Raw genomic sequence first — 23,164 nt, 5'->3', positions numbered from 1 at the left:
GAGAGTTTTGATGGCTATTAGCACACCGATGTTAGTGACATTCTGTGTCTATATTTTCGGCATGATATTGATAGGGTTTATTGCATGGCGTTCAACCAAAAACTTTGACGATTACATTCTGGGTGGACGCAGTCTGGGTCCATTCGTGACCGCGTTATCTGCCGGGGCATCTGACATGAGCGGCTGGTTGCTGATGGGCCTGCCTGGCGCGATTTTCCTGTCGGGGATTTCAGAAAGCTGGATCGCTATTGGCCTTATTTTGGGCGCGTGGATCAACTGGAAACTGGTGGCCGGACGTTTACGCGTGCATACCGAATACAATAACAATGCGCTGACGTTACCGGATTACTTTACCGGTCGCTTTGAAGATAAAAGCCGAATTCTGCGTATTATCTCCGCGCTGGTTATTCTGCTGTTTTTCACCATCTACTGTGCTTCCGGTATTGTGGCAGGGGCGCGTCTGTTTGAAAGCACCTTTGGCATGAGTTACGAAACAGCGCTGTGGGCAGGGGCGGCCGCGACGATTATTTATACCTTTATCGGTGGTTTCCTGGCGGTAAGCTGGACCGATACCGTCCAGGCCAGCCTGATGATCTTCGCCCTGATCCTGACGCCAGTAATGGTAGTCATTGGCGTGGGTGGGTTTGACGATTCGCTGGAAGTGATTAAACAAAAGAGCATTGAGAACGTGGACATGTTCAAAGGGCTGAATTTTGTTGCCATTATTTCCCTGATGGGCTGGGGTCTGGGCTACTTCGGTCAGCCGCATATTCTGGCGCGCTTTATGGCGGCTGATTCTCACCATAGCATTGTTCATGCTCGCCGCATCAGTATGACCTGGATGATCCTGTGTCTGGCAGGTGCAGTTGCCGTTGGCTTTTTTGGTATCGCTTACTTTAACAACAACCCACAGCTTGCCGGTGCCGTTAACCAGAACGCCGAACGCGTGTTTATTGAACTGGCGCAAATCCTGTTCAACCCGTGGATTGCCGGTATTCTGCTGTCTGCGATCCTCGCAGCGGTGATGTCGACCCTGAGCTGCCAGCTGCTGGTGTGTTCCAGCGCAATTACCGAAGACTTGTATAAAGCGTTCCTGCGTAAAAATGCCAGCCAGAAAGAGCTGGTATGGATTGGTCGCATCATGGTGCTGGTTGTGGCGCTGGTGTCTATCGCGCTGGCGGCGAACCCGGAGAACCGTGTGCTTGGTCTGGTAAGCTACGCCTGGGCCGGCTTTGGCGCGGCGTTTGGTCCGGTGGTTCTGTTCTCCGTAATGTGGTCGCGTATGACGCGTAACGGCGCGCTGGCCGGGATGCTCATCGGTGCGGTGACGGTAATCGTCTGGAAGCAGTTTGCCTGGTTGGGTCTGTATGAAATCATCCCGGGCTTTATTTTCGGCAGCATCGGTATTGTGGTCTTCAGCCTGTTGGGTAAAGCGCCTTCAGCCGCTATGCAGCAACGTTTTGCCGAGGCTGATGCGCATTATCACACAGCTCCGCCATCGCGTTTACAGGCAGAGTAATCGCCTCGATCTTTAAGCCCGCCGCGTGCGGGCTTTTTTATTTGTCCCCGCTGCAAAACCGCCCTAATCGTTACCCGCCTAACTGTTTACATTAAGTCATCATTCTCAAAACATTCTGCTTGAGTTTTTCTTTACTGTAATGATAATCACTATCACTGTAATTTACCTTTCTTTTCATCAATTGACTGAGAATAACGTTTAAGGGTTCTTCGCATGTTTGTTCCATTTCTTATTATGTTGCGCGAAGGGTTAGAGGCCGCGCTGATAGTCAGCCTGATTGCCAGCTACCTGAAACGGACTCAGCGTGGTCGATGGATTGGTGTGATGTGGATTGGTGTTCTGCTGGCGGCGGCGTTATGCCTGGCGTTAGGCGTTTTCATCAATGAAACCACCGGTGAATTTCCGCAAAAGGAACAGGAGCTGTTTGAAGGCATCGTGGCGGTCATTGCCGTGGTGATCCTCACCTGGATGGTGTTCTGGATGCGTAAAGTTTCGCGCAACGTCAAAGTCCAGCTTGAACAGGCTGTCGATAACGCGTTGCAACGCGGCAATCATCACGGCTGGGCGCTGGTGATGATGGTCTTTTTTGCCGTTGCCCGTGAAGGCCTGGAATCGGTGTTCTTCCTGCTGGCGGCATTCCAGCAGGATGTAGGCATTTGGCCACCGTTAGGTGCGATGCTGGGGCTGGCCACCGCGGTGGTACTGGGTTACTTGATTTACCTCGGCGGCATTCGCCTCAACCTCGGGGCATTCTTCAAATGGACCAGCCTGTTCATTTTGCTGGTGGCCGCTGGTCTTGCTGCTGGGGCCATCCGCGCGTTCCACGAAGCCGGGTTATGGAATCATTTTCAGGATGTGGCGTTTGACATGAGCAGCGTGCTTTCAACGCATTCGCTGTTTGGCACATTGATGGAAGGTATTTTCGGCTATCAGGAAGCGCCGAGCGTCAGCGAAGTCGCCATTTGGTTTATCTACCTGATTCCGGCATTGATTATGTTTGCACTGCCGCCGCGTTCAGGCACTACGGCATCGCGTACCGCACCCTGATAAAAACGCGATGCAGAATACTCCTTAGTTACAACATACTTATTTATAGGGATAGGTCATGACGTTTAATTTTCGCCGTAGTGCGCTGCAGTTGGGTATTGCCGCGCTGTTTGCCTCCGCTTTTTCTGCACAAGCCGCCGATATTCCGCAGGTGAAAGTCACGGTTAACGACAAACAGTGTGAGCCGATGACGATCACGGTTAACGCTGGGAAAACGCAGTTCATCATCCAGAACCACAGCCAGAAAGCGCTGGAGTGGGAGATCCTTAAAGGGGTTATGGTGGTTGAAGAACGTGAAAACATTGCGCCGGGCTTTAGCCAGAAAATGACAGCTAACCTGCAGCCAGGTGAATATGATATGACCTGCGGTCTGTTGACTAACCCGAAAGGCAAACTCATTGTAAAAGGTAGCGCAACGGCGGATGCCGCGCAGGGCGATGCTCTGCTGAGCCTAAGTGGCGCAATTACCGAATACAAAGCCTATGTGACAGCCGAAACTGCACAACTGGTTGCGGGCACCAAAGCATTCACCGATGCGATTAAAGCTGGCGATCTGGAAAAAGCGAAATCGCTGTATGCGCCAACCCGTCAGCATTATGAGCGTATTGAACCGATTGCTGAACTGTTCTCCGATCTCGACGGCAGCATCGATGCGCGTGAAGATGATTATGAGCAAAAAGCCGCCGATCCTAAATTCACCGGCTTCCACCGCCTGGAGAAAGCGTTGTTCGGCGACAACACCACCAAAGGCATGGACAAGTATGCCGACCAATTAAACCGCGATGTTCTTGACCTGCAAACGCGTATTAGCGAACTGGCCTTCCCACCGTCAAAAGTGGTTGGCGGGGCAGCAGGACTGATTGAAGAAGTCGCTGCCAGCAAAATCAGCGGAGAAGAGGATCGCTACAGCCATACCGATCTGTGGGATTTCCAGGCCAATATCGATGGCGCGCAGAAAATCGTCGATCTCCTGCGCCCTCAGTTACAAAAATCCAATGCAGAGCTGTTGGCGAAGGTGGATGCGAACTTCAAAAAAGTCGATACCATTCTGAGCAAGTACCGTACCAAAGACGGTTTTGAAACCTATGACAAACTGACCGACGCCGATCGCAATGCGCTGAAAGGGCCAATCACGACGCTGGCGGAAGACTTGTCGCAATTACGCGGTGTTCTGGGTCTGGATTAAGCAAAATGCAGCAAGATAATGAAAACGGCGTGAGCGAACCTTCACGCCGACGTTTACTGAAAGGGATGGGCGCCCTGGGTGGGGCGCTGGCGCTGGCGGGTGGATGTCCGGTTGCCCACGCGCAAAAACCACAAAGTGCGCCGGGAACGCTGTCCCCCGATGCGCGTAGTGAAGCGCAGCCGTTTTATGGTCAGCATCAGGCAGGGATCCTGACGCCACAGCAGGCATCGATGATGCTGGTGGCGTTCGATGTTCTCGCCAGCGATAAGGCTGATCTGGAACGCTTGTTCCGCTTGCTGACCGCCCGATTTGCGTTTCTGACCACGGGCGGGCCGGCGCCGGATACGCCGAATCCGCGTTTGCCCCCTATGGATTCCGGTATCCTCGGCGCATACATTGCGCCAGACAACCTGACGATGACGTTGTCAGTCGGCGCCTCGCTATTTGATGAACGTTATGGTCTGAAATCGCAGATGCCGAAAAAGCTGCAAAAAATGACCCGCTTCCCGAATGATTCGCTGGATGCGGCGCTGTGCCATGGTGATTTGCTGCTGCAGATTTGTGCCAACACGCAGGACACCGTTATCCATGCACTGCGCGATATCATTAAACATACGCCCGATCTCCTTAGCGTGCGCTGGAAACGTGAAGGGTTTATTTCCGACCATGCCGCGCGCAGCAAAGGCAAAGAGACCCCGGTCAACTTGCTTGGCTTTAAGGACGGCACCGCGAATCCGGACGCGACGGATACGAAGTTGATGCAGGATGTGGTGTGGGTTACGGACGGGCAGGGCGAACCTGTCTGGGCGCAAGGTGGTAGCTATCAGGCCGTCAGGCTCATTCAGTTTCGCGTCGAGTTCTGGGATCGTACGCCGCTGAAAGAGCAGCAAACGATATTTGGTCGAGATAAACACACCGGCGCGCCGCTGGGTATGCAGCACGAGCACGATGTGCCTGACTATGCCAGCGATCCCGAGGGTGAGGTGATTGCGCTCGACAGTCATATCCGCCTGGCGAATCCGCGCACGAAAGAGACCGAGACCAGCCTGATGATGCGCCGTGGCTACAGCTATTCGCTCGGTGTGACCCCATCCGGTCAACTGGATATGGGACTGTTGTTTGTCTGCTATCAACACGATCTGGAAAAAGGCTTTTTGACTGTGCAGAAACGCCTCAACGGTGAAGCGCTGGAAGAGTATGTCAAACCAATTGGTGGGGGCTACTTCTTTGCTTTGCCGGGTGTCAAAACCGCAGATCAATATCTGGGACAGTCTCTGCTCGAAGCCTGATGATTACGCCCCGTTGTACAGCGGGGCTTTTCCTGACATCTGTATGAATGAACAAATTATTTTTTATGATCGGTACGAGACTGAAATAATTCTGTCATCTCTCTGCAAGAGACTGTCTTTGGTGATTAGATAGAATTTAAGTTAACGACAAGTAAAAATATTGTTGCATTAACGAAAGATTATGATGTAATTATAAGAAACAGCGGTAGTTCCCGGCGGTGATAGTCGTTCACTATGGAGATCGCGATGGAAAAGTCCTGTATTGGACACATTTTTCACAGTAGCTGCAGTACGTTACGCGGACGTTTCTCTTCCGGTAGCCACCTCGTCACCGCTAAATCTCTCTCCCTTTCACTTCTTATCTTCGTAACTGACACCTTGTACGGTGCGCGTAGCCGTGTGTGGCGTCTTATCCGAAAGCAAGCAATGGCTTACAAGGAAGCCAACCCTCAGATGTTCGTGCGCATAATCGTGCCGCCAACGGCGCGTGTGATGTATACCTACAACTCAAGGTGCTATCCATGGGAAGACAAAAAGCAGTGATCAAAGCTCGTCGTGAAGCAAAACGTGTGCTGAGGCGGGATTCGCGTAGCCATAAACAACGTGAAGATGAATCGGTCACCTCGCTTGTGCAGATGGGCGGCGTAGAAGCGATTGGTATGGCGCGTGATAGTCGCGACGCCACGCCAATCACGGCGCGGAATGAAGCTCAGGCCCAGTACCTGAATGCTATCGAGAGTAAACAGCTGATCTTCGCTACCGGTGAAGCCGGGTGTGGTAAAACCTGGATCAGCGCGGCAAAAGCAGCAGAGGCCCTGATCCACAAAGACGTGGACAGGATCATTGTAACCCGTCCAGTTCTGCAAGCTGATGAAGACCTCGGCTTCTTACCTGGAGATGTTTCCGAGAAGTTTGCGCCTTATTTTCGTCCAGTGTATGACGTGCTGGTGAAACGTCTGGGGGCCTCCTTCATGCAATATTGCCTGCGGCCTGAGATTGGTAAGGTAGAAATCGCGCCATTCGCCTATATGCGTGGACGCACATTTGAAAATGCAGTGGTCATTCTTGACGAGGCTCAGAATGTTACTGCAGCACAGATGAAGATGTTTTTGACTCGCCTCGGGGAGAATGTGACGGTGATTGTGAACGGGGATGTGACCCAGTGCGATCTACCCGCCCACGTTCGCTCAGGGCTAAGCGATGCGCTGGCCCGTTTCGAAGAAGATGATATGGTTGGGATTGTTCGTTTCAATAAAGACGATTGCGTCCGTTCGGCACTCTGTCAGCGGACGCTCAATGCTTACAACTGATAAGTATTCCGTCTTCAAGGCCCGGGAAACCGGGCTTTGTTATTTGACGTCAGCAGATTACTTTCTTTTGCTGCTCCAGTAGTTGGCGCAGGCCTGGTCAAACAACTGGTTATTTTGGTCTATTTTCTTTAGCGCTTGTGCCAGAAAGGTCAGTAGGTCATCCTTATAAATCCCACCTTCCGTAGTTTCTTTTCGTAAGATCCCATTGCTGGTGTAGGTTTTTTTAATGGTGACGTTATGCCTGACGTTGCAAATAACCGTTCGCTGATACTCTTCGTAGAATCGGCTGTCAGGATCGAAAAACGTATTTATTTCATTCGGTGTACGTTTGAGGATTTTTCGCGAGAAAACCTTTAAGGGAATAAATCCTGCTTCGTCTGCCTGCGACATGATCTCATCAAGCAAAGTTCCTTCTATGTTTAACATGCCGTTATTTTCCTGATTGCTTGAGAAAGCGGTAGTTACAGCATAAGAGTGGTTTAGATAATGTGCAACGGGGCGGGGGATGATGCCTGATAGCACGTTGCTTATCAGACCTACAGGTTAACGCTATTCAGGACGGGTCACATGCGAAAAAAAAGCCCGTACTTGCGTACGAGCTCTTTCTCGAATATGGCGGTGAGGGGGGGATTGACTCGCTTCGCTCGCCCTTCGGGCAGCCTGTTCGCTGCACTCTCAGTCTGTCCAACTGGCTGCGCCAGTTGTCGACCCCCGGTCGGGGCTTCTCATCCCCCCGCAGGCGTGCAACATGCGAAAAAAAAGCCCGTACTTGCGTACGAGCTCTTTCTCGAATATGGCGGTGAGGGGGGGATTGACTCGCTTCGCTCGCCCTTCGGGCAGCCTGTTCGCTGCACTCTCAGTCTGTCCAACTGGCTGCGCCAGTTGTCGACCCCCGGTCGGGGCTTCTCATCCCCCCGCAGGCGTGCAACATGCGAAAAAAAAGCCCGTACTTGCGTACGAGCTCTTTCTCGAATATGGCGGTGAGGGGGGGATTCGAACCCCCGATACGTTGCCGTATACACACTTTCCAGGCGTGCTCCTTCAGCCACTCGGACACCTCACCATATTGTTGTTCCTGTGCTACCGGAACGGGCGCTAATTTAGGGAAATACCGCTCCTGCGTCAATCAACTTTTTGAAAAAAACGTGCATTTACACAAACTTCAATCAATATGCAGCTTAAATAAGCGGGAATTGTTTTTTTTGCCAGCACCCTAAAATTTGCTACTCTGATGTTCCCTCGAAAAATGATGATTATAAGTGCGAGTACGTTCCGCATAACAATGTTCAGGAGACGCTATGGATATAATTTTCTATCACCCAACATTCGATTCAACCTGGTGGCTTAATGCGCTGACAAAGGCCATACCCGGCGCGCGGGTCCGTGAGTGGAAGGCTGGTGATAATGCGCATGCTGACTACGCGCTGGTCTGGCATCCTCCGGTTGAAATGCTCGCCGGACGAAAATTAAAAGCCGTATTTGCGCTGGGTGCGGGCGTCGATTCTATTCTCAGTAAACTAAACGCTCATCCGGAAATGTTGGATGTGTCGATCCCGCTTTTCCGTCTGGAAGATACGGGGATGGGCCTGCAAATGCAGGAATATGCGGTTAGTCAGGTATTGCACTGGTTTCGTCGCTTTGATGACTACCAGGCATTAAAAAACCAGGCGAAATGGCAACCGTTGCCAGAATATACTCGCGATGAGTTTAGCGTCGGGATCATGGGCGCTGGTGTTTTAGGCGCAAAAGTTGCAGAAAGTCTGCAAGCATGGGGGTTCCCGCTACGCTGCTGGAGTCGTACGCGTAAATCCTGGTCTGGTGTGGAAAGCTTCGCCGGTACCGAGGAACTGAGCGCGTTTTTGAGTCAAACTCGCGTGCTGATCAACCTCCTGCCTAATACGGCAGAAACCGTAGGCATTATTAACGCTGATTTACTCAGCCAATTGCAGGATGGCGCTTACGTGCTGAACCTGGCGCGCGGCGTTCATCTCAATGAAGACGATCTTCTGGCATCGCTGGACAGCGGCAAAGTAAAAGGTGCCATGCTGGATGTCTATAGCCGTGAACCGCTGCCGGAAACCAGCCCGCTATGGAAACATCCGCGTGTGGCAATGACGCCGCATATCGCCGCGGTAACACGCCCGGCAGAGGCGGTGGACTACATCTCCCGTACGATTTTGGACCTGGAAAGTGGGAAATCCGTAACGGGTCAGGTCGATCGCGTTCGGGGATATTGATGGTAACCCGGCAAGTGCCGGGTTTCAGCTAATAAATGGCGACGATACCTGCTATCCTTGACGGAAAATGACTACAGGAGAGAGTTATGTATCCCGTTGACCTGCATATGCATACCGTCGCCAGTACCCACGCCTACAGCACCTTAAGTGATTACATCGCCGAAGCCCATCGCAAAGGCATCAAGCTGTTTGCCATAACCGATCATGGACCGGACATGGCGGATGCGCCTCATCACTGGCACTTTATTAATATGCGCATTTGGCCTCGTATCGTCGATGGCGTAGGGATCCTGCGCGGTATCGAGGCGAATATTAAGAATATTGAAGGCGAAATCGACTGTTCAGGTCCGATGTTTACTTCCCTGGATCTCATCATTGCGGGCTTCCATGAGCCGGTTTTTGCACCTCACGATAAAGACACCAATACCCAGGCAATGATAGCCACGATGGCCAGCGGTCACGTGCATATCATCAGCCATCCGGGGAATCCTAAATATCCCGTTGATATCACAGCGATTGCGCAGGCGGCGGCAAAATACCAGGTCGCGCTGGAAATCAATAACTCCTCGTTTTTGCATTCGCGTAAGGGGAGTGAGGACAATTGTCGCGCGGTCGCTGCGGCGGTGCGTGATGCCGGAGGCTGGGTGGCGTTAGGGTCGGATTCACATACCGCTTTCACACTGGGTGAATTTGGTGAATGCCGTAAAATTCTGGATGATGTAAATTTCCCGGAAGACAGAATTTTAAACGTCACCCCTAAACGCCTGCTGGCGTTTCTGGAATCGCGAGGCATGGAGCCGATCGCGGAATTTGCTGAACTGTAATTGTTACTAACTGGAATATATCAATGAACGAGTTTTCTATCCTGTGTCGTGTACTGGGCTCGCTGTTTTACCGCCAACCGCAGGACCCTTTACTGGTTCCCCTATTTACCCTGATTAGTGAAGGTAAACTGTCCGCCAACTGGCCGCTGGAACAGGACGAACTGCTCACTCGTCTGCAGAAAAGCTGCGATATGCCTCAGTTGGCTGCGGATTACAACGCGCTGTTTGTCGGCGACGAGTGTGCGGTGCCGCCTTATCGTAGCGCCTGGGTAGAAGGGGCGAAAGAATCCGATGTTCGTGCATTTCTTTCTGCTCGCGGAATGCCGCTGGCAGATACGCCTGCAGATCATATTGGCACGCTGTTGCTGGCGGCTTCATGGCTTGAAGACCAGTCTGCGGAAGATGAAAGTGAAGCACTCGAAACCTTGTTTGTGGAATACCTGTTGCCCTGGTGCGGCACGTTCCTTGGCAAAGTTGAAGCGCACGCAAACACACAGTTCTGGCGTACCATGGCACCGTTAACGCGTGATGCCATTGGCGCGATGTGGGACGAATTGCAGGAAGATACTGAAGAATAAATGTGATTTATATCTCATTAAACTGCAACTCAAATTACATCATTGCATGAATTGTGTGCACGATCTCATTCCCATGCCGTTTTTCTGCTAAGATACGCGGCATGAACATACTTCTCTCAATTGCAATCACAACGGGCATTCTCTCTGGGATTTGGGGATGGGTGGCCGTATCTCTTGGTTTACTCAGTTGGGCTGGCTTTCTGGGCTGCACGGCCTATTTTGCCTGTCCGCAGGGTGGGCTGAAAGGGCTGTGGATCTCGGCGTGTACGCTGCTAAGCGGTGTGGTGTGGGCGTTGGTGATTATTAACGGTAGCGCGCTTGCCCCGCATATGGACATTATTGGTTATGTCATGACGGGAATTGTCGCGTTTCTCATGTGTATTCAGGCAAAGCAATGGTTGCTTTCATTTGTGCCGGGCACCTTTATTGGCGCATGCGCAACGTTTGCAGGGCAGGGTGACTGGCAGTTGGTCGTGCCTTCTCTGGCGCTGGGGCTGGTATTCGGCTATGCGATGAAAAACAGCGGATTGTGGCTGGCATCTCGTCGTGAGAATCGTCTATCGTCGACGCTGACCAGTAAATAAAAAAAGCGTGAGGGTTTTCCTCACGCTTTTTATGCTGTATCGACCACTCAGGATTCCGGAGGTACCGACAAATGGCGGTATTTAACCAGGATGTCATTATCAACTTGTTTCTTATCCTGCAAATCCCACAATCCGCGATCAATCCCGTCATTAATCAGGAAGATAACACCGGTTTCAATTGCTGACATCAGACAAAGCATAACCGGTTCGTTAGAGGTGTAGCCAATTTCACCTTCCAACAGTCGCTGGTAGTCAATGAAGCGGAATACCCCAGCCTGCACTTCATAAGACAAAATAGTTTTGCTGGTATTCACCGATGAGAGGATTTCACCGGTACTAACATTAACCACACGCAGGTTGACCGCTATCTGGTCGAGCTGGTACTGCGTATCGGCGCCAATACCGAAATAGCGCGCACCAACGCCACCCGATTTAACGTTGCTTTCATAACCAATAATTGACCCTTCTACCATGATGTTTGCCGCGGTCAGAGACTGCAGAGGGATCCGGTTATTAATGGCAACTGTGCCGTTTTCCTGAGCCGCACGAATGATTTTTCGTTCGTTAAGCAAGTTCTGCAATCCCTGACGTTCCAGCGGGACGAACCAACGAGAATCCTTCAATGCGGTGACAAGCATCGCCGTGGCGCTTTGCGGGACGGCGGTTGAGAAGTTACTTGCCGGATAAGGTTTAAACTGGCCAGTCTCATCCTGAATATTGTATACCGAGACAAATATCTTACCTGTAGGCATGGGCAGGTGCGTCAAGTCTTTATAGCTTTGGGCTCGGGGCATTAATGTCGGCTTAGCGGCTTCTTGCGGCGGGGCTGTTAAACATCCGCTGAGTAAAATTACTGCCACCATGATAAGTAAGCGCTGCATGATTTTTTCCTTTCGTGGCTATAATTTAGAAATCGGTCGACTGATTTTGTAAACCCGAAACTTCAATAGTCGACGTTCTCCCCGTTTTCCTGTCCGTGACATTCAGTTGCAGTTGTCCATCCCGGTTGGCGATATCAACGATAAAATCGCTGGTTACCATCCTTCCCGGCTTACCGGTATTGATATTGGTAAGTAAGCCACCGAGTATTTGTGACTGTATCGCCTGGGTAAAGTTATCCAGCGCTGTTGGGGTTTCAATCCCGTAGTCGCCGGCACTCGGATCTTTATACGAGTTTTGCGCCTGGGCGCTGTTCAGTAAAAAAGAGCCGTTATTTGGGTTACCACCAAAGTTAGGATTTCGGAACTGGAACGTCATATTTCCGGCCCAACTTAATGGTGAAATCAGCATGAGCAAAACCACTGCATGTTTGACACGCATGAAAGCCTCCGGACAAAATCATGTTTTAGAATTCATCGCGCGCTAAATCGCTCGTGCTTAATAGTGTTTGATCTATTTGCCGACGATTTAATGCTTCCTCTGTTTCTGCCAATGCAAAGACCACAATTTTGTCGAAGTCTCTTTTCGTCGGGAATAAAAAAGTCTGGAAGATAACGTCCTGATTGACCGTTATGGTGATCCAACTTCCCCAACGTGCACTGGGTCTTTCATTAATGGTTAAGTTTCCTGTGTACTTACTTTCCCACTTGTCACTAAAGGCCCGGTAAAAATCATGGCCAATGGAAGAGACAGTGTGGTCAGTTAACAGTCCGGGAACCTCCACCTCTACAGCCGCGTGTAGATTCCCGGCAGCAAGGAACAAATTTGCTGCCACAATCCAGGTCAAATAGCGTTTCATGGCTTTATCGCCTGAGGTTATCATTGGCCCACGAGACCGCCTGCGTACGATTTTTGACAGCTATCTTTTTGAAAAGATTATAAAGATGTGTTTTCACCGTATTTTCACTAATAAATAGTGAACGCGCGATTTCAATATTTGAGGCGCCGATACGCAGTTTATTAAGGATCTCTTTTTCACGGTGCGTAAGTAATGCCGACTCCGTGCTGTTATAGCGGTAGTTCCCGGAATGCGTGATCAGGTAGCTGGCAAGCTTTTGCGAAAAGTAGCATTCGCCCCGCAACACACCCTGCAAACCGCTGACTACACGCTGCTCATCTTCAGTTGCGTAAAATACGCCATTGATATGCGGCCAGTTTTCAATATCCCGGTAAGGATAATCATCTGGGGTATTCAACAATAAAGTTTTTATATTGTTGTTTTTTCTGCTCAAATTATCTTGCCAGTAATGGATCAGTTTTTTATCTGCCTCCATCATATCCAGTAAAACAATGCAGCTGGAGGATATATCATCCAGAGAACGTTGAATATTATGTAGTTTTCCGGTTAACGCCAGCGATTGCTTTAAATGCTGTAATAACGCAGTTGCCTGCAGGGATGGTTTAGTGATCAACAATAATGTATGACCATGAATACTATGGACTTCATTAAACATGATGAAACTCCACTTTTTTAGTCGCACACCTGACAGTTGCCTCTACTAAAATAGAGGCACCAGAAGTACTGACAGATGTTGCACTGCTGTGTAGAAATAAAACTTCGACCCAACGGGGTGAAAATATTAAAACAAATGGACTTCAACTGATTTCAATCTAGCTATTACAAATCTTAAAGCAAGTGTTAAACATGTTACATAATGTAAATTTATATATTAAAATGTGATTTTTGCGTTTTTGTGGAGTTTAGATTTGATAGTAAAGTTGTACATTTTAGCGTTATTGCATAGATTTAAAAAATCATACAAATTATAATATCTTGTTGAATTTTAAGGGATAAAATTATAATTAGATGGTTTTAGATTTCTAATGAATTTTGATTTTATGGTCTCACTTTAAGTTGAACAATTTTAGATAGAAAAAAATGACACTTGTCACGACTTGTACCGAGGACAATCCCACTACCGTCTGCAAGGCCCAGAAAACGCGGGAAACGCGTTTTTTTGTTACTGCATAGAAATTCAGTCATTGGGTTACAAAAGAAATAAAATCTAGAGCTATAACGGTGTTAATTGCGGTTAATTAGTACTTTGGGGTGAATCTGGATATAAAAATACAACTGGTGGGTGAGTTATTTAAAATGTTTCAACGGACATACTCTTCATCGTAACGTGACGTTAACAAATGTAAGTCACGTTAACAATAATTTGAGTGGTAAATAATTTAACCTTATGTACGACCAGGTCCAGGGTGACAACATGAAAAACAAGTTGTTATTTATGATGTTTACAATGCTGGGTGTGCCTGGGATTGCATCCGCTACAAGTTATGATTTAGCTAACTCAGAATATAACTTTGCGGTAAATGAATTAAGTAAGTCTTCATTTAATCAGGCAGCCATTATTGGTCAGGTTGGCACTGCGAACAGTGCAAATACTCGACAGGGGGGCTCGAAGTTATTGTCGGTTATTTCGCAAGAAGGTTCTGGTAACCGAGCGAAAACAGACCAGACGGGATCATATAACTTTGCATATATTGATCAAACGGGTAGTTCCAATGACGCGAGTATTAAACAAGGTTCATACGGTAATACGGCGGTAATTATCCAGAAAGGTTCTGGTAATAAAGCCAATATTACTCAGTACGGTACACAAAAAACAGCAGTTGTGGTGCAGAGACAGTCGCAAATGGCAATTCGCGTTACTCAACGCTAATCCATTAACGACGATTAAATCAATCCGATGGGGGTTTACCATGAAACTTTTAAAAGTGGCAGCATTCGCAGCAATCGTAGTTTCTGGCAGTGCTCTGGCTGGTGTTGTTCCGCAATGGGGCGGCAATCATCATGGTGGCGGTAGTAATTATGGCCCAGACTCTTCACTGAGTATCTACCAATATGGGTCAAACAACGCTGCGAATGCTCTGCAAAGTGATGCGCGTAAATCAGATGTCACCATCACACAACAGGGGCGCGGTAACGGGGCTGTAGTTGGTCAGGGCGCTGATGACAGTACCATTAGCCTGAAACAGACTGGCTTCCAGAACAATGCCACTATCGATCAGTGGAATGCTAAAAATGCTGATATTAGTGTAACCCAGTTCGGTGGCCGTAACGGTGCGTTGGTTAATCAGACCGCTTCTGACTCCAATGTGCTGATTCAGCAAGTTGGCTTTGGCAACAACGCTACAGCTAACCAACACTAATTCAGTTTCTGACTGATAATAAACAGGGCGTGAGCCCTGTTTTTTTTTCGGGAGAATATGATGCATACGCTATTACTCATTGCCGCGCTGGCAAATCAAATAACATTCAATACTACTCAGCAAGGTGATATGTACACCATTACTCCTCAGGTGACGTTAACCCAACCGTGCGTATGTGAGGTACAAGTCCTTGCCATACGTAAAGGGCAGGGGGGACAAAGCCAGTCGCAGCAGAAAATAAGCCTTTCGGTCCCTGCTAATCGACCGATTGAATTAACCAAACTGAGCTTTAATATTTCATCTGAGGACTCGGTCAAAATTATCGTTACCGTTTCAGATGGGCAGTCTCTGCATCTGTCGCAACAATGGCCTGACTCAAACAGTCACCCATAATTTTTTGCTGTATTTGCATTAAGGGTGTGGCTGGGAATGCGCTGCTGTTCTATGAATATAGAAGCGTGTGAGCGTTTGTATTTGATCGTTAATCGTAGCGGTGAAGGATCATTTCGATCCCTCAAAGATGGCTAATCGTTGAGGAACCCTTATGTGTACATTATTAAAGCGTATTTTAAGTACCAGTTTATGTGCTTTTTCTCTTTTAACCCTCCCTGCAATTGCGCAGCAAATCACAACCGGCGGGGTTATTCATTTTCGCGGAGCGATAGTTGAATCACCTTGCGACGTTAACAGACAGCAGCAGCAAATTGAATTGTCATGTATCCGCAACGGCACCAACCAGAATAGTCTTTACAACCCGCAACAGCTCGCGACAGCCCCTCAGAATGTGCAGGAAATTGCCACAGTCAAAATGCACTACCTCAATGAACAGAAAAACATGGCGATTCTTAATATTGAATATAAATGACTCGCTGTGGCGTAGATATGCACACTTACGGTTAAAAAGAGAGATTTAAGGGAAAACCCTGCTGTACACTTAACGAATGGTGTTTTGTCAGGGGGAACTTATGCAATCACGTGTTCATGTGTTACATGGCGATATTACGACTGTCGCTGTTGATGTGATTGTCAATGCGGCGAATTCATCGCTACTGGGGGGAGGTGGCGTCGATGGCGCAATCCATCGCGCTGCCGGACCAGCATTGCTGGAGGCCTGCAAACAGGTTATCCAGCAACAAGGAGAATGCCCGACAGGGCATGCGGTGATCACTCTGGCGGGGGCGCTTGCGGCAAAAGCGGTCATTCATACCGTAGGACCCGTCTGGCAAGGGGGAGGTCATCATGAGGCCGAACGCCTCGAAGAAGCTTACTTAAACACCCTGCAACTGGCCCTGGCCAATGGTTATCACTCCATTGCTTTTCCGGCGATTAGCACTGGGGCTTATGGCTATCCACGCGCCGCAGCGGCAGAAATAGCGGTGAAAACGGTGCTGAAATTTATTACCCGCCGCGCACTTCCTGATCAGATATACTTCGTGTGCTTTGATGACGAAAACGCTCAACTTTATAAGAGATTGCTAACACAACAAGGTGATGATCACACGGACTGATATGACGCGACTTGAGCGTGCCATCACGCCCCTTTGCGAAGACCACCCGGGAGAATGCGGCATTCTTGCGTTGGATGACAGCCTGGATGCGTTTGCTGCTCGCTATCGGTTAACGGAAATGGCGGAACGTACCCTGGATGTGCAGTATTACATCTGGGAAAACGACATGTCCGGGTTATTGCTATTTTCCGTACTGCTGGCCGCAGCGAAGCGAGGCGTACGGGTGCGTTTGCTGCTGGATGATAACAACACGCCGGGTCTGGACGACACGCTGCGCCTGCTGGATAAGCACCCCAATATAGAAGTTCGCCTCTTCAATCCGTTTTCCTTTCGCATCCTGCGCGCGCTGGGCTATTTAACCGATTTTGCCCGGCTTAATCGGCGCATGCACAATAAAAGTTATACCGCTGACGGCGTGGTGACTCTCGTTGGTGGGCGTAATATTGGCGATGCCTATTTTGGCGCGGGTGAGCAACCGCTATTTTCCGACCTGGACGTCATGGCTATCGGGCCGGTTGTCAAAGATGTGGCAGATGATTTTGAGCGTTACTGGCACTGCCGCTCGGTTTCAACGTTACAAAATGTGCTTGAGATGTCCGAGCCAGATTCTGTGCAGCGTATTGAGCTACCCGAATCCTGGTATAACGATGATATTACCCGCCGCTATCTGCATAAGCTGGAAACCAGCCAGTTTATGTCCAGTCTTGATCAAAGGTCGCTGCCGCTGATTTGGGCCAAAACGCGTTTGCTGAGCGATGATCCTGCAAAAGGAGAAGGGAAAGCGCCGCGCCACTCGCTATTACCGCAGCGTTTGTTTGACGTAATGGGCTCGCCGACCGAACGTATTGATATTATTTCTGCCTACTTTGTGCCGACGCGTGCCGGTGTGGCGCAGCTCCTGAGACTGGTAAGAAAAGGCGTCAAGATTGCCATTTTAACCAATTCACTGGCGGCGAATGATGTGGCGATCGTCCATGCGGGCTATGCGCGCTGGCGAAAAAAACTGCTGCGCTACGGTGTAGAATTATACGAACTTAAACCGACCCGCGATCGCGTCTCGGTCGTTCACGATCGTGGATTAACCGGGAATTCAGGGTCCAGCCTGCATGCGAAAACGTTCAGTATTGATGATCGCAAAGTGTTTATCGGCTCGCTTAATTTTGATCCTCGTTCGACGCTGCTCAATACGGAAATGGGATTTGTGATTGAGAGTGAAGTGCTGGCCGAATTGATTCATAAACGGTTTATGCAAAGCCAGCGTGATATGGCCTGGCAGCTACGCCTTGACCGTTGGGGGAGAATTAATTGGGTCGACCGACTTTCTGGCAGTGAACAGGTCCTGAAAAAAGAACCCGCCACAGGATTCTGGAAGCGGGTTCTGGTAAAGCTGGCGTCCGTGTTACCCATTGAATGGCTGCTTTGAACCACACAATGATTGAGGGAAAAACTAGCCGGCTACGGCCTTGTTTTTATCCTGCTTAACGGGCGGTTTACCCGAAAAGAGAAACTTCAGCACCGGTATGCGTAAATGGATTTCGTACAGTATTACCGCAATCCCAACCACAAACAGTAGACCGCAGAGAAAACCCAGCAGATTCGACGTGATATGCGGTGTGATGTAAGCGCCAAAAAACAGCGTTAACGGGTGGTGCACCAGATAGATAAACAGCGACGCGTTGACAAAATAGGTCACGCGGGCAGACTGAAAATTAAGCAAACGGTGACCCAACGAAAAGACGACGTTCACCATCCACAGTCCCATGACCATGGTAATGACATATTCGGTTTCATACATCCAGGCATCGCCGTTGCCATAACGCTGATTGAGCAGGTATGCCACAAATGCGAATGCAGCACCGAGCGTGCAACCGCGTGACGGTGTGGTAAACAGCGCTTTCAGATTCGGGTTGATAAACGCCAGTGCGCCGAGGATAAAGAACGGCGCATAGAACAGCGTTTGCATAACGATAAAATTGAACATGCCATCGCTGAGAATCGAAGGGTAGAGGATGAAAATTGTCCTTCTGACGGCAGCGTAACCGACACCTAACAAGATGAAGATCAGCGATAATTTAGTCATCGACACCGCCGGGGCGCTGGCGGCATCACTACGCGTCAGTCTGTTTTTCATCTGGGTGAACACCCACATGCTCACGGTCGTTAATACGACCAGAACCAGTAAAAACCACAGATGGGAAATCAGCTCCCAGGCCAGCGCATTGTATTTATCGTAACCGCTGAGAGTATGCCAACTGTCTGCTTTTCCCTTTACGTATTGCAGCATGATAAATTGCGGCAGCGTAAGTAATGGAATCGCGGTCAGCATCGGGATCCCCACGCGTTCTACACGCACCTTCCACCAGCGCTTTAGCGGATAGCGCAAAAATAGCATGTAGGAAAAATAACCCGAAATGACAAAGAAGACCTGCATGCGAAAAGCATGGATAAAGTCGTTAAACAGGGTCAACCACCACGACGGTTCAGCACTGTTCACGTGCCAGGTGTGGGTCGAGTAAATCAATGAAATATGGAATGGGATTCCTAACAACATTAGCCAGGCACGGATGGAGTCAAGAAAATATTCGCGTGGTGGTGATACAGAGCTCATAGACAGTTATGTATTCTCAGACTTTTCGTCTTATCCCTAAGACGAATAATGGTTACATTCGAGGGCAACCCTACACGAAGTCCAACAACCTGTCTCCAGGATAAGCACGCAAAGTGAAAACAGGTAGTTGAACCTGATTAAACCATGAGCCAGCGCGCGAACAATACAGGGATTCAGTTGTCGGAATACCCGATTATCCATTAAAATGGATCGGATCAATATAAGCACACAAAGGGGGAAGTGCTTACTAATTATGAAACATAAACTACAAATGATGAAAATGCGTTGGTTGGGTGCAGCAGTTATGTTAACGCTGTACACATCATCGAGCTGGGCGTTCAGCATCGATGATGTTGCAAAACAAGCTCAATCCTTAGCCGGTAAAGGCTATGAGGCGCCAAAAAGTAACTTGCCCTCCGTTTTCCGCGACATGAAATATGCGGATTATCAGCAGATCCAGTTTAACCGCGATAAAGCCTACTGGAGTAATCTCAAGACCCCATTTAAGCTCGAGTTCTACCACCAGGGTATGTACTTCGACACGCCGGTCAAAATCAACGAAGTTACCGCTACAGCGGTGAAAAGAATCAAATACAGCCCGGATTATTTTAATTTTGGCGATGTTCAGCATGATAAAGACACGGTAAAAGATCTCGGTTTCGCCGGGTTCAAAGTGCTGTATCCGATCAACAGCAAAGATAAAAACGACGAAATCGTCAGCATGCTCGGTGCCAGCTATTTCCGTGTTCTGGGGGCAGGGCAGGTCTACGGTCTGTCTGCGCGCGGTCTCGCGATTGATACCGCTCTGCCTTCTGGCGAAGAATTTCCCCGCTTCCGTGAGTTTTGGATCGAGCGTCCGAAACCGACTGACAAACGTTTGACCATTTATGCCTTGCTGGATTCTCCGCGCGCAACCGGAGCGTATCGCTTTGTCATCATTCCGGGTCGTGACACGGTCGTCGATGTTCAGTCCAAAGTTTATCTGCGCGACAAAGTGGGCAAGCTGGGCGTGGCACCGTTAACCAGTATGTTCCTGTACGGACCAAACCAGCCTTCTCCGGCGACCAACTATCGTCCGGAACTGCATGACTCTAACGGTTTGTCGATCCACGCTGGCAACGGCGAGTGGATTTGGCGTCCGCTGAATAACCCGAAACATCTGGCGGTGAGCAGCTTTGCGATGGAAAACCCGCAAGGTTTCGGCCTGCTGCAGCGTGGCCGTCAGTTCTCGCGTTTTGAAGATATCGACGATCGTTACGATCTGCGCCCAAGCGCCTGGATCACGCCAAAAGGTGATTGGGGTAAAGGTAAGATTGAGTTAGTTGAAATCCCAACTAACGATGAAACGAACGATAACATCGTTGCGTACTGGACGCCGGATCAACTGCCTGAAGCTGGTAAAGAGATGAACTTCAAGTACACCCTGACGTTCACGCGTGACGAAGACAAGCTTCATGCCCCTGATAGCGCCTGGGTCCAGCAGACTCGTCGTTCTACCGGTGATGTAAAACAGTCTAACCTCATTCGTCAGCCTGATGGCACTATCGCGTTTGTGGTGGACTTTACCGGCACGGATATGAAAAAGCTGCCGCAGGATACCCCGGTTACCGCACAAACCAGTATTGGCGACAACGGCGAGATCGTTGAAAGTACTGTGCGCTACAACCCGGTAACTAAAGGTTGGCGTTTGGTATTGCGCGTGAAAGTGAAAGATGTGAAGAAAACCACTGAAATGCGTGCTGCCTTGGTCAATGCCGATCAGACGCTGAGTGAAACCTGGAGCTACCAGTTACCTGCCAATGAATAAGACAACTGAGTATATTGACGCAATGCCGCTTTCGGATATCGAAAAAGCGGCACTGCCGAAAACTGACATCCGCGCCGTTCATCAGGCGCTGGATGCCGAGCATCGTACGTACTCGCGCGAAGATGATTCACCGCAGGGTTCGGTGAAAGCTCGCCTGGAGCAGGCGTGGCCTGATTCTCTGGCCAAAGAGCAGTTGGTTAAGGACGATGAGGGGCGCGATCAGCTGCAGGCGATGCCAAAAGCAACACGTACCTCTATGTTCCCCGATCCCTGGCGTACCAACCCGGTTGGCCGCTTTTGGGATCGCCTGCGCGGGCGCGATGTGACTCCGCGTTATCTTTCGCGTTTGACGAAAGAAGAACAGGAGAGCGAGCAAAAATGGCGTACGGTTGGCACCATCCGCCGCTATACGTTGTTGATCTTAACGCTGGCGCAAACGGTCGTCGCAACCTGGTATATGAAGACGATCCTTCCGTATCAGGGTTGGGCATTCATTAATCCTGTTGACATGATGGGGCAGGATTTATGGGTCTCCTTTATGCAACTGCTGCCCTACATGCTCCAGACCGGCATTCTCATTTTGTTTGCCGTGCTTTTCTGTTGGGTTTCAGCAGGATTCTGGACCGCGCTGATGGGCTTCCTGCAACTGTTGATTGGGCGAGATAAGTACAGTATCTCCGCCTCAACGGTTGGGGACGAGCCGTTAAATCCCGAACACCGGACCGCGTTGATTATGCCGATCTGTAACGAGGACGTTGACCGCGTATTCGCGGGACTTCGCGCCACGTGGGAGTCGGTCAAAGCGACGGGCAACGCCGAGCATTTTGATGTTTACATCCTGAGCGACAGCTACAACCCCGATATCTGCGTAGCAGAACAAAAAGCGTGGATGGAGCTGATTGCCGAAGTGCAAGGCGAAGGGCAGATTTTCTACCGTCGTCGTCGTCGTCGCGTGAAGCGTAAAAGCGGTAACATTGATGACTTCTGCCGTCGCTGGGGAAATCAGTACAGCTACATGGTGGTGCTGGACGCTGATTCCGTGATGAGCGGTGACTGTCTGAGCGGGCTGGTGCGCCTGATGGAAGCGAATCCAAATGCCGGGATTATCCAGTCTTCACCGAAGGCTTCAGGTATGGATACGCTGTATGCGCGCTGTCAGCAGTTTGCGACCCGTGTTTATGGTCCGTTGTTTACCGCTGGACTTCACTTCTGGCAATTGGGGGAATCGCACTACTGGGGCCATAACGCGATTATTCGCGTGAAGCCGTTTATCGAACACTGTGCGCTTGCGCCGTTACCGGGCGAAGGCTCGTTTGCGGGTTCGATCCTCTCCCATGACTTCGTCGAAGCGGCGTTGATGCGTCGTGCCGGCTGGGGCGTGTGGATTGCTTACGATCTGCCGGGCTCTTATGAAGAGCTACCGCCGAACCTGCTGGATGAACTCAAGCGTGACCGTCGCTGGTGTCATGGCAACCTGATGAACTTCCGTCTGTTCCTGGTGAAGGGGATGCACCCGGTTCACCGTGCAGTGTTCCTGACCGGCGTTATGTCCTATCTGTCCGCGCCGCTGTGGTTTATGTTCCTCGCGTTATCGACCGCATTGCAGGTGGTGCATGCGTTGACGGAACCACAGTACTTCCTGCAACCGCGCCAGCTGTTCCCGGTATGGCCGCAGTGGCGTCCTGAACTGGCGATCGCGCTGTTTGCTTCTACGATGGTGCTGCTGTTCCTGCCGAAGCTGCTGAGTATTTTGCTCATCTGGTGTAAAGGGACGAAAGAGTACGGCGGGTTTATCCGCGTCACGCTGTCGCTGCTGCTGGAGGTTCTGTTCTCCGTGCTGCTGGCGCCGGTACGTATGCTGTTCCATACCGTCTTTGTCGTGAGCGCCTTCCTCGGTTGGGAAGTGGTGTGGAATTCGCCACAGCGTGATGACGATTCCACCCCGTGGGGTGAAGCATTTATGCGTCACGGTTCTCAGTTACTGCTGGGGCTGGTGTGGGCGGTGGGTATGGCCTGGCTGGATCTGCGTTTCCTGTTCTGGCTGGCGCCGATTGTCTTCTCGCTGATCCTGTCGCCGTTTGTTTCTGTGATTTCCAGCCGTTCCACGGTTGGGTTACGTACCAAGCGCTGGAAGCTGTTCCTGATCCCGGAAGAGTATTCTCCGCCGCAGGTGCTGGTGGATACGGATACCTACCTGGTGATGAACCGCAATCGTACACTGGACGACGGCTTTATGCATGCGGTGTTTAACCCGTCATTTAACGCACTGGCAACGGCAATGGCAACTGCACGTCACCGCGCGAGTAACGTGCTTGAGATTGCCCGTGACCGCCATGTGGAGCAGGCGCTGAACGAAACGCCGGAGAAACTAAACCGTGACCGCCGTCTGGTGCTGTTGAGCGATCCGGTGACGATGGCGCGTTTGCACTATCGCGTCTGGAATTCACCTGATAAGTATTCTTCGTGGGTGAATTACTACCAGGGACTGACCCTGAATCCGCTGGCGCTCAGGAAAAAGTAAGCGTTATGTAACGTGAAAATACCGGCCTGGTGCCGGTATTTTTTTATA

23 protein-coding genes and 1 tRNA gene are annotated in these 23,164 nt (G+C 50.1%); 17 read left to right on the top strand and 7 right to left on the bottom strand.

From position 1 onward, the window contains the following. Positions 1-10: 10 nt before the first annotated feature. The 5 genes from putP (at position 11) to phoH (ending at position 6,351) form a co-directional block, all read left to right on the top strand. Positions 11-1,519 (top strand): sodium/proline symporter PutP, encoded by a 1,509-nt coding sequence (gene putP, locus GFC06_RS19205; protein ID WP_016152586.1) that lies wholly within the window; start codon positions 11-13, stop codon positions 1,517-1,519. Positions 1,520-1,732: 213 nt separating this feature from the next. Then, complete coding sequence (gene efeU / locus GFC06_RS19200) at positions 1,733-2,566, top strand: iron uptake transporter permease EfeU (protein WP_019076441.1); 834 nt, start codon at positions 1,733-1,735, stop codon at positions 2,564-2,566. Between the two features lie 58 nt (positions 2,567-2,624). After that, positions 2,625-3,752: an iron uptake system protein EfeO gene (efeO, locus tag GFC06_RS19195; RefSeq protein ID WP_016156169.1), complete on the top strand. Its 1,128-nt coding sequence runs from the start codon at positions 2,625-2,627 to the stop codon at positions 3,750-3,752. A 5-nt stretch (positions 3,753-3,757) separates the two neighbouring features. Continuing rightward, positions 3,758-5,041 (top strand): iron uptake transporter deferrochelatase/peroxidase subunit, encoded by a 1,284-nt coding sequence (gene efeB / locus GFC06_RS19190; protein WP_153690531.1) that lies wholly within the window; start codon positions 3,758-3,760, stop codon positions 5,039-5,041. Between the two features lie 521 nt (positions 5,042-5,562). Further along, positions 5,563-6,351 carry a phosphate starvation-inducible protein PhoH gene (gene phoH / locus GFC06_RS19185; protein ID WP_016152592.1) on the top strand — a complete coding sequence of 263 codons (789 nt, stop codon included), beginning with the start codon at positions 5,563-5,565 and terminating at the stop codon, positions 6,349-6,351. A gap of 57 nt (positions 6,352-6,408) precedes the next feature. Here the strand turns inward: phoH and GFC06_RS19180 are convergent, their stop codons facing one another. Further along, entirely contained in the window at positions 6,409-6,777 is a 369-nt protein-coding gene (locus GFC06_RS19180) for a hypothetical protein (RefSeq protein ID WP_049283245.1), read from the bottom strand. Between the two features lie 549 nt (positions 6,778-7,326). Next, positions 7,327-7,414: transfer RNA gene (locus GFC06_RS19175), tRNA-Ser, on the bottom strand. Between the two features lie 235 nt (positions 7,415-7,649). Here GFC06_RS19175 and ghrA point away from each other — a divergent pair. The 4 genes from ghrA to GFC06_RS19155 all read left to right on the top strand — a co-directional run bounded on the left by ghrA (position 7,650) and on the right by GFC06_RS19155 (position 10,574). After that, positions 7,650-8,588 (top strand): glyoxylate/hydroxypyruvate reductase GhrA, encoded by a 939-nt coding sequence (ghrA, locus tag GFC06_RS19170; RefSeq protein ID WP_153690530.1) that lies wholly within the window; start codon positions 7,650-7,652, stop codon positions 8,586-8,588. Positions 8,589-8,674: 86 nt separating this feature from the next. Further along, positions 8,675-9,412: a phosphatase gene (locus GFC06_RS19165; RefSeq protein WP_016156173.1), complete on the top strand. Its 738-nt coding sequence runs from the start codon at positions 8,675-8,677 to the stop codon at positions 9,410-9,412. Between the two features lie 23 nt (positions 9,413-9,435). Beyond that, entirely contained in the window at positions 9,436-9,990 is a 555-nt protein-coding gene (locus tag GFC06_RS19160) for a TorD/DmsD family molecular chaperone (protein ID WP_016152596.1), read from the top strand. A 101-nt stretch (positions 9,991-10,091) separates the two neighbouring features. Then, on the top strand, positions 10,092-10,574 hold the full coding sequence (locus GFC06_RS19155; RefSeq protein WP_016156175.1) for a DUF1097 domain-containing protein: 483 nt from the start codon (positions 10,092-10,094) through the stop codon (positions 10,572-10,574). A gap of 47 nt (positions 10,575-10,621) precedes the next feature. On the opposite strand, the gene csgG is transcribed toward GFC06_RS19155, so the two are convergent. From csgG to csgD, 4 genes are read right to left on the bottom strand one after another with little or no spacing between them, the layout of a single operon-like run. Continuing rightward, positions 10,622-11,455 (bottom strand): curli production assembly/transport protein CsgG, encoded by an 834-nt coding sequence (gene csgG, locus GFC06_RS19150; RefSeq protein WP_016152598.1) that lies wholly within the window; start codon positions 11,453-11,455, stop codon positions 10,622-10,624. A 25-nt stretch (positions 11,456-11,480) separates the two neighbouring features. Beyond that, a complete protein-coding gene (gene csgF / locus GFC06_RS19145; RefSeq protein ID WP_016152599.1) occupies positions 11,481-11,894 on the bottom strand; it encodes a curli production assembly/transport protein CsgF in 414 nt (137 codons plus the stop codon). Between the two features lie 25 nt (positions 11,895-11,919). Next, a complete protein-coding gene (gene csgE / locus GFC06_RS19140; RefSeq protein ID WP_016152600.1) occupies positions 11,920-12,312 on the bottom strand; it encodes a curli production assembly/transport protein CsgE in 393 nt (130 codons plus the stop codon). Positions 12,313-12,316: 4 nt separating this feature from the next. After that, a complete protein-coding gene (gene csgD, locus GFC06_RS19135) occupies positions 12,317-12,967 on the bottom strand; it encodes a biofilm master transcriptional regulator CsgD (protein ID WP_003036091.1) in 651 nt (216 codons plus the stop codon). Positions 12,968-13,726: 759 nt separating this feature from the next. Between csgD and csgB the strand changes: the two genes are divergently transcribed. From csgB to GFC06_RS19105, 6 genes are all read left to right on the top strand, one after another. After that, positions 13,727-14,182 (top strand): curli minor subunit CsgB, encoded by a 456-nt coding sequence (gene csgB / locus GFC06_RS19130; protein ID WP_019076446.1) that lies wholly within the window; start codon positions 13,727-13,729, stop codon positions 14,180-14,182. Between the two features lie 40 nt (positions 14,183-14,222). Continuing rightward, positions 14,223-14,672, top strand: coding sequence for a curli major subunit CsgA (csgA, locus tag GFC06_RS19125; RefSeq protein WP_016156176.1), 450 nt, complete (start codon positions 14,223-14,225; stop codon positions 14,670-14,672). 60 nt (positions 14,673-14,732) lie between these two features. Further along, complete coding sequence (gene csgC / locus GFC06_RS19120; RefSeq protein ID WP_153690757.1) at positions 14,733-15,065, top strand: curli assembly chaperone CsgC; 333 nt, start codon at positions 14,733-14,735, stop codon at positions 15,063-15,065. 151 nt (positions 15,066-15,216) lie between these two features. Further along, complete coding sequence (locus GFC06_RS19115; RefSeq protein WP_016152603.1) at positions 15,217-15,537, top strand: type 1 fimbrial protein; 321 nt, start codon at positions 15,217-15,219, stop codon at positions 15,535-15,537. A 100-nt stretch (positions 15,538-15,637) separates the two neighbouring features. Next, positions 15,638-16,180, top strand: coding sequence for an O-acetyl-ADP-ribose deacetylase (gene ymdB, locus GFC06_RS19110; RefSeq protein ID WP_016156177.1), 543 nt, complete (start codon positions 15,638-15,640; stop codon positions 16,178-16,180). Next, positions 16,164-17,603, top strand: coding sequence for a phospholipase D family protein (locus GFC06_RS19105; RefSeq protein WP_152903216.1), 1,440 nt, complete (start codon positions 16,164-16,166; stop codon positions 17,601-17,603). Before ymdB ends, GFC06_RS19105 begins: the two co-directional genes overlap by 17 nt. Before the next feature lie 24 nt (positions 17,604-17,627). On the opposite strand, the gene mdoC is transcribed toward GFC06_RS19105, so the two are convergent. Next, positions 17,628-18,788, bottom strand: coding sequence for a glucans biosynthesis protein MdoC (gene mdoC / locus GFC06_RS19100; protein ID WP_016152606.1), 1,161 nt, complete (start codon positions 18,786-18,788; stop codon positions 17,628-17,630). 271 nt (positions 18,789-19,059) lie between these two features. On the opposite strand from mdoC, the gene mdoG reads away from it, so the two are divergent. Together mdoG and mdoH are read left to right on the top strand one after the other, a co-directional pair. Beyond that, positions 19,060-20,595 carry a glucans biosynthesis protein MdoG gene (gene mdoG / locus GFC06_RS19095; protein WP_085951042.1) on the top strand — a complete coding sequence of 512 codons (1,536 nt, stop codon included), beginning with the start codon at positions 19,060-19,062 and terminating at the stop codon, positions 20,593-20,595. Beyond that, positions 20,588-23,116 (top strand): glucans biosynthesis glucosyltransferase MdoH, encoded by a 2,529-nt coding sequence (mdoH, locus tag GFC06_RS19090; RefSeq protein ID WP_019076449.1) that lies wholly within the window; start codon positions 20,588-20,590, stop codon positions 23,114-23,116. The genes mdoG and mdoH overlap by 8 nt, the downstream gene beginning before the upstream one ends. Positions 23,117-23,164: the final 48 nt, after the last annotated feature.

Origin of the sequence: Citrobacter braakii (assembly GCF_009648935.1) — a bacterium.
In the GTDB taxonomy this organism is placed as follows: Bacteria; Pseudomonadota; Gammaproteobacteria; order Enterobacterales; family Enterobacteriaceae; genus Citrobacter; species Citrobacter braakii.
The sequence above is the reverse complement of the archived record's forward strand: the minus strand, read 5'-3'. Positions and strand labels throughout refer to the sequence as shown.

Excerpts from the sequence above, each read along its gene's own strand:
- putP (WP_016152586.1), top strand. The coding sequence starts at position 11 with ATGGCTATTAGCACACCGATGTTAGTGACATTCTGTGTCTATATTTTC.
- efeU (WP_019076441.1), top strand. The coding sequence starts at position 1,733 with ATGTTTGTTCCATTTCTTATTATGTTGCGCGAAGGGTTAGAGGCCGCG.
- efeO (WP_016156169.1), top strand. The coding sequence starts at position 2,625 with ATGACGTTTAATTTTCGCCGTAGTGCGCTGCAGTTGGGTATTGCCGCG.
- efeB (WP_153690531.1), top strand. The coding sequence starts at position 3,758 with ATGCAGCAAGATAATGAAAACGGCGTGAGCGAACCTTCACGCCGACGT.
- phoH (WP_016152592.1), top strand. The coding sequence starts at position 5,563 with ATGGGAAGACAAAAAGCAGTGATCAAAGCTCGTCGTGAAGCAAAACGT.
- GFC06_RS19180 (WP_049283245.1), bottom strand. The coding sequence starts at position 6,777 with ATGTTAAACATAGAAGGAACTTTGCTTGATGAGATCATGTCGCAGGCA.
- ghrA (WP_153690530.1), top strand. The coding sequence starts at position 7,650 with ATGGATATAATTTTCTATCACCCAACATTCGATTCAACCTGGTGGCTT.
- GFC06_RS19165 (WP_016156173.1), top strand. The coding sequence starts at position 8,675 with ATGTATCCCGTTGACCTGCATATGCATACCGTCGCCAGTACCCACGCC.
- GFC06_RS19160 (WP_016152596.1), top strand. The coding sequence starts at position 9,436 with ATGAACGAGTTTTCTATCCTGTGTCGTGTACTGGGCTCGCTGTTTTAC.
- GFC06_RS19155 (WP_016156175.1), top strand. The coding sequence starts at position 10,092 with ATGAACATACTTCTCTCAATTGCAATCACAACGGGCATTCTCTCTGGG.
- csgG (WP_016152598.1), bottom strand. The coding sequence starts at position 11,455 with ATGCAGCGCTTACTTATCATGGTGGCAGTAATTTTACTCAGCGGATGT.
- csgF (WP_016152599.1), bottom strand. The coding sequence starts at position 11,894 with ATGCGTGTCAAACATGCAGTGGTTTTGCTCATGCTGATTTCACCATTA.
- csgE (WP_016152600.1), bottom strand. The coding sequence starts at position 12,312 with ATGAAACGCTATTTGACCTGGATTGTGGCAGCAAATTTGTTCCTTGCT.
- csgD (WP_003036091.1), bottom strand. The coding sequence starts at position 12,967 with ATGTTTAATGAAGTCCATAGTATTCATGGTCATACATTATTGTTGATC.
- csgB (WP_019076446.1), top strand. The coding sequence starts at position 13,727 with ATGAAAAACAAGTTGTTATTTATGATGTTTACAATGCTGGGTGTGCCT.
- csgA (WP_016156176.1), top strand. The coding sequence starts at position 14,223 with ATGAAACTTTTAAAAGTGGCAGCATTCGCAGCAATCGTAGTTTCTGGC.
- csgC (WP_153690757.1), top strand. The coding sequence starts at position 14,733 with ATGCATACGCTATTACTCATTGCCGCGCTGGCAAATCAAATAACATTC.
- GFC06_RS19115 (WP_016152603.1), top strand. The coding sequence starts at position 15,217 with ATGTGTACATTATTAAAGCGTATTTTAAGTACCAGTTTATGTGCTTTT.
- ymdB (WP_016156177.1), top strand. The coding sequence starts at position 15,638 with ATGCAATCACGTGTTCATGTGTTACATGGCGATATTACGACTGTCGCT.
- GFC06_RS19105 (WP_152903216.1), top strand. The coding sequence starts at position 16,164 with ATGATCACACGGACTGATATGACGCGACTTGAGCGTGCCATCACGCCC.
- mdoC (WP_016152606.1), bottom strand. The coding sequence starts at position 18,788 with ATGAGCTCTGTATCACCACCACGCGAATATTTTCTTGACTCCATCCGT.
- mdoG (WP_085951042.1), top strand. The coding sequence starts at position 19,060 with ATGATGAAAATGCGTTGGTTGGGTGCAGCAGTTATGTTAACGCTGTAC.
- mdoH (WP_019076449.1), top strand. The coding sequence starts at position 20,588 with ATGAATAAGACAACTGAGTATATTGACGCAATGCCGCTTTCGGATATC.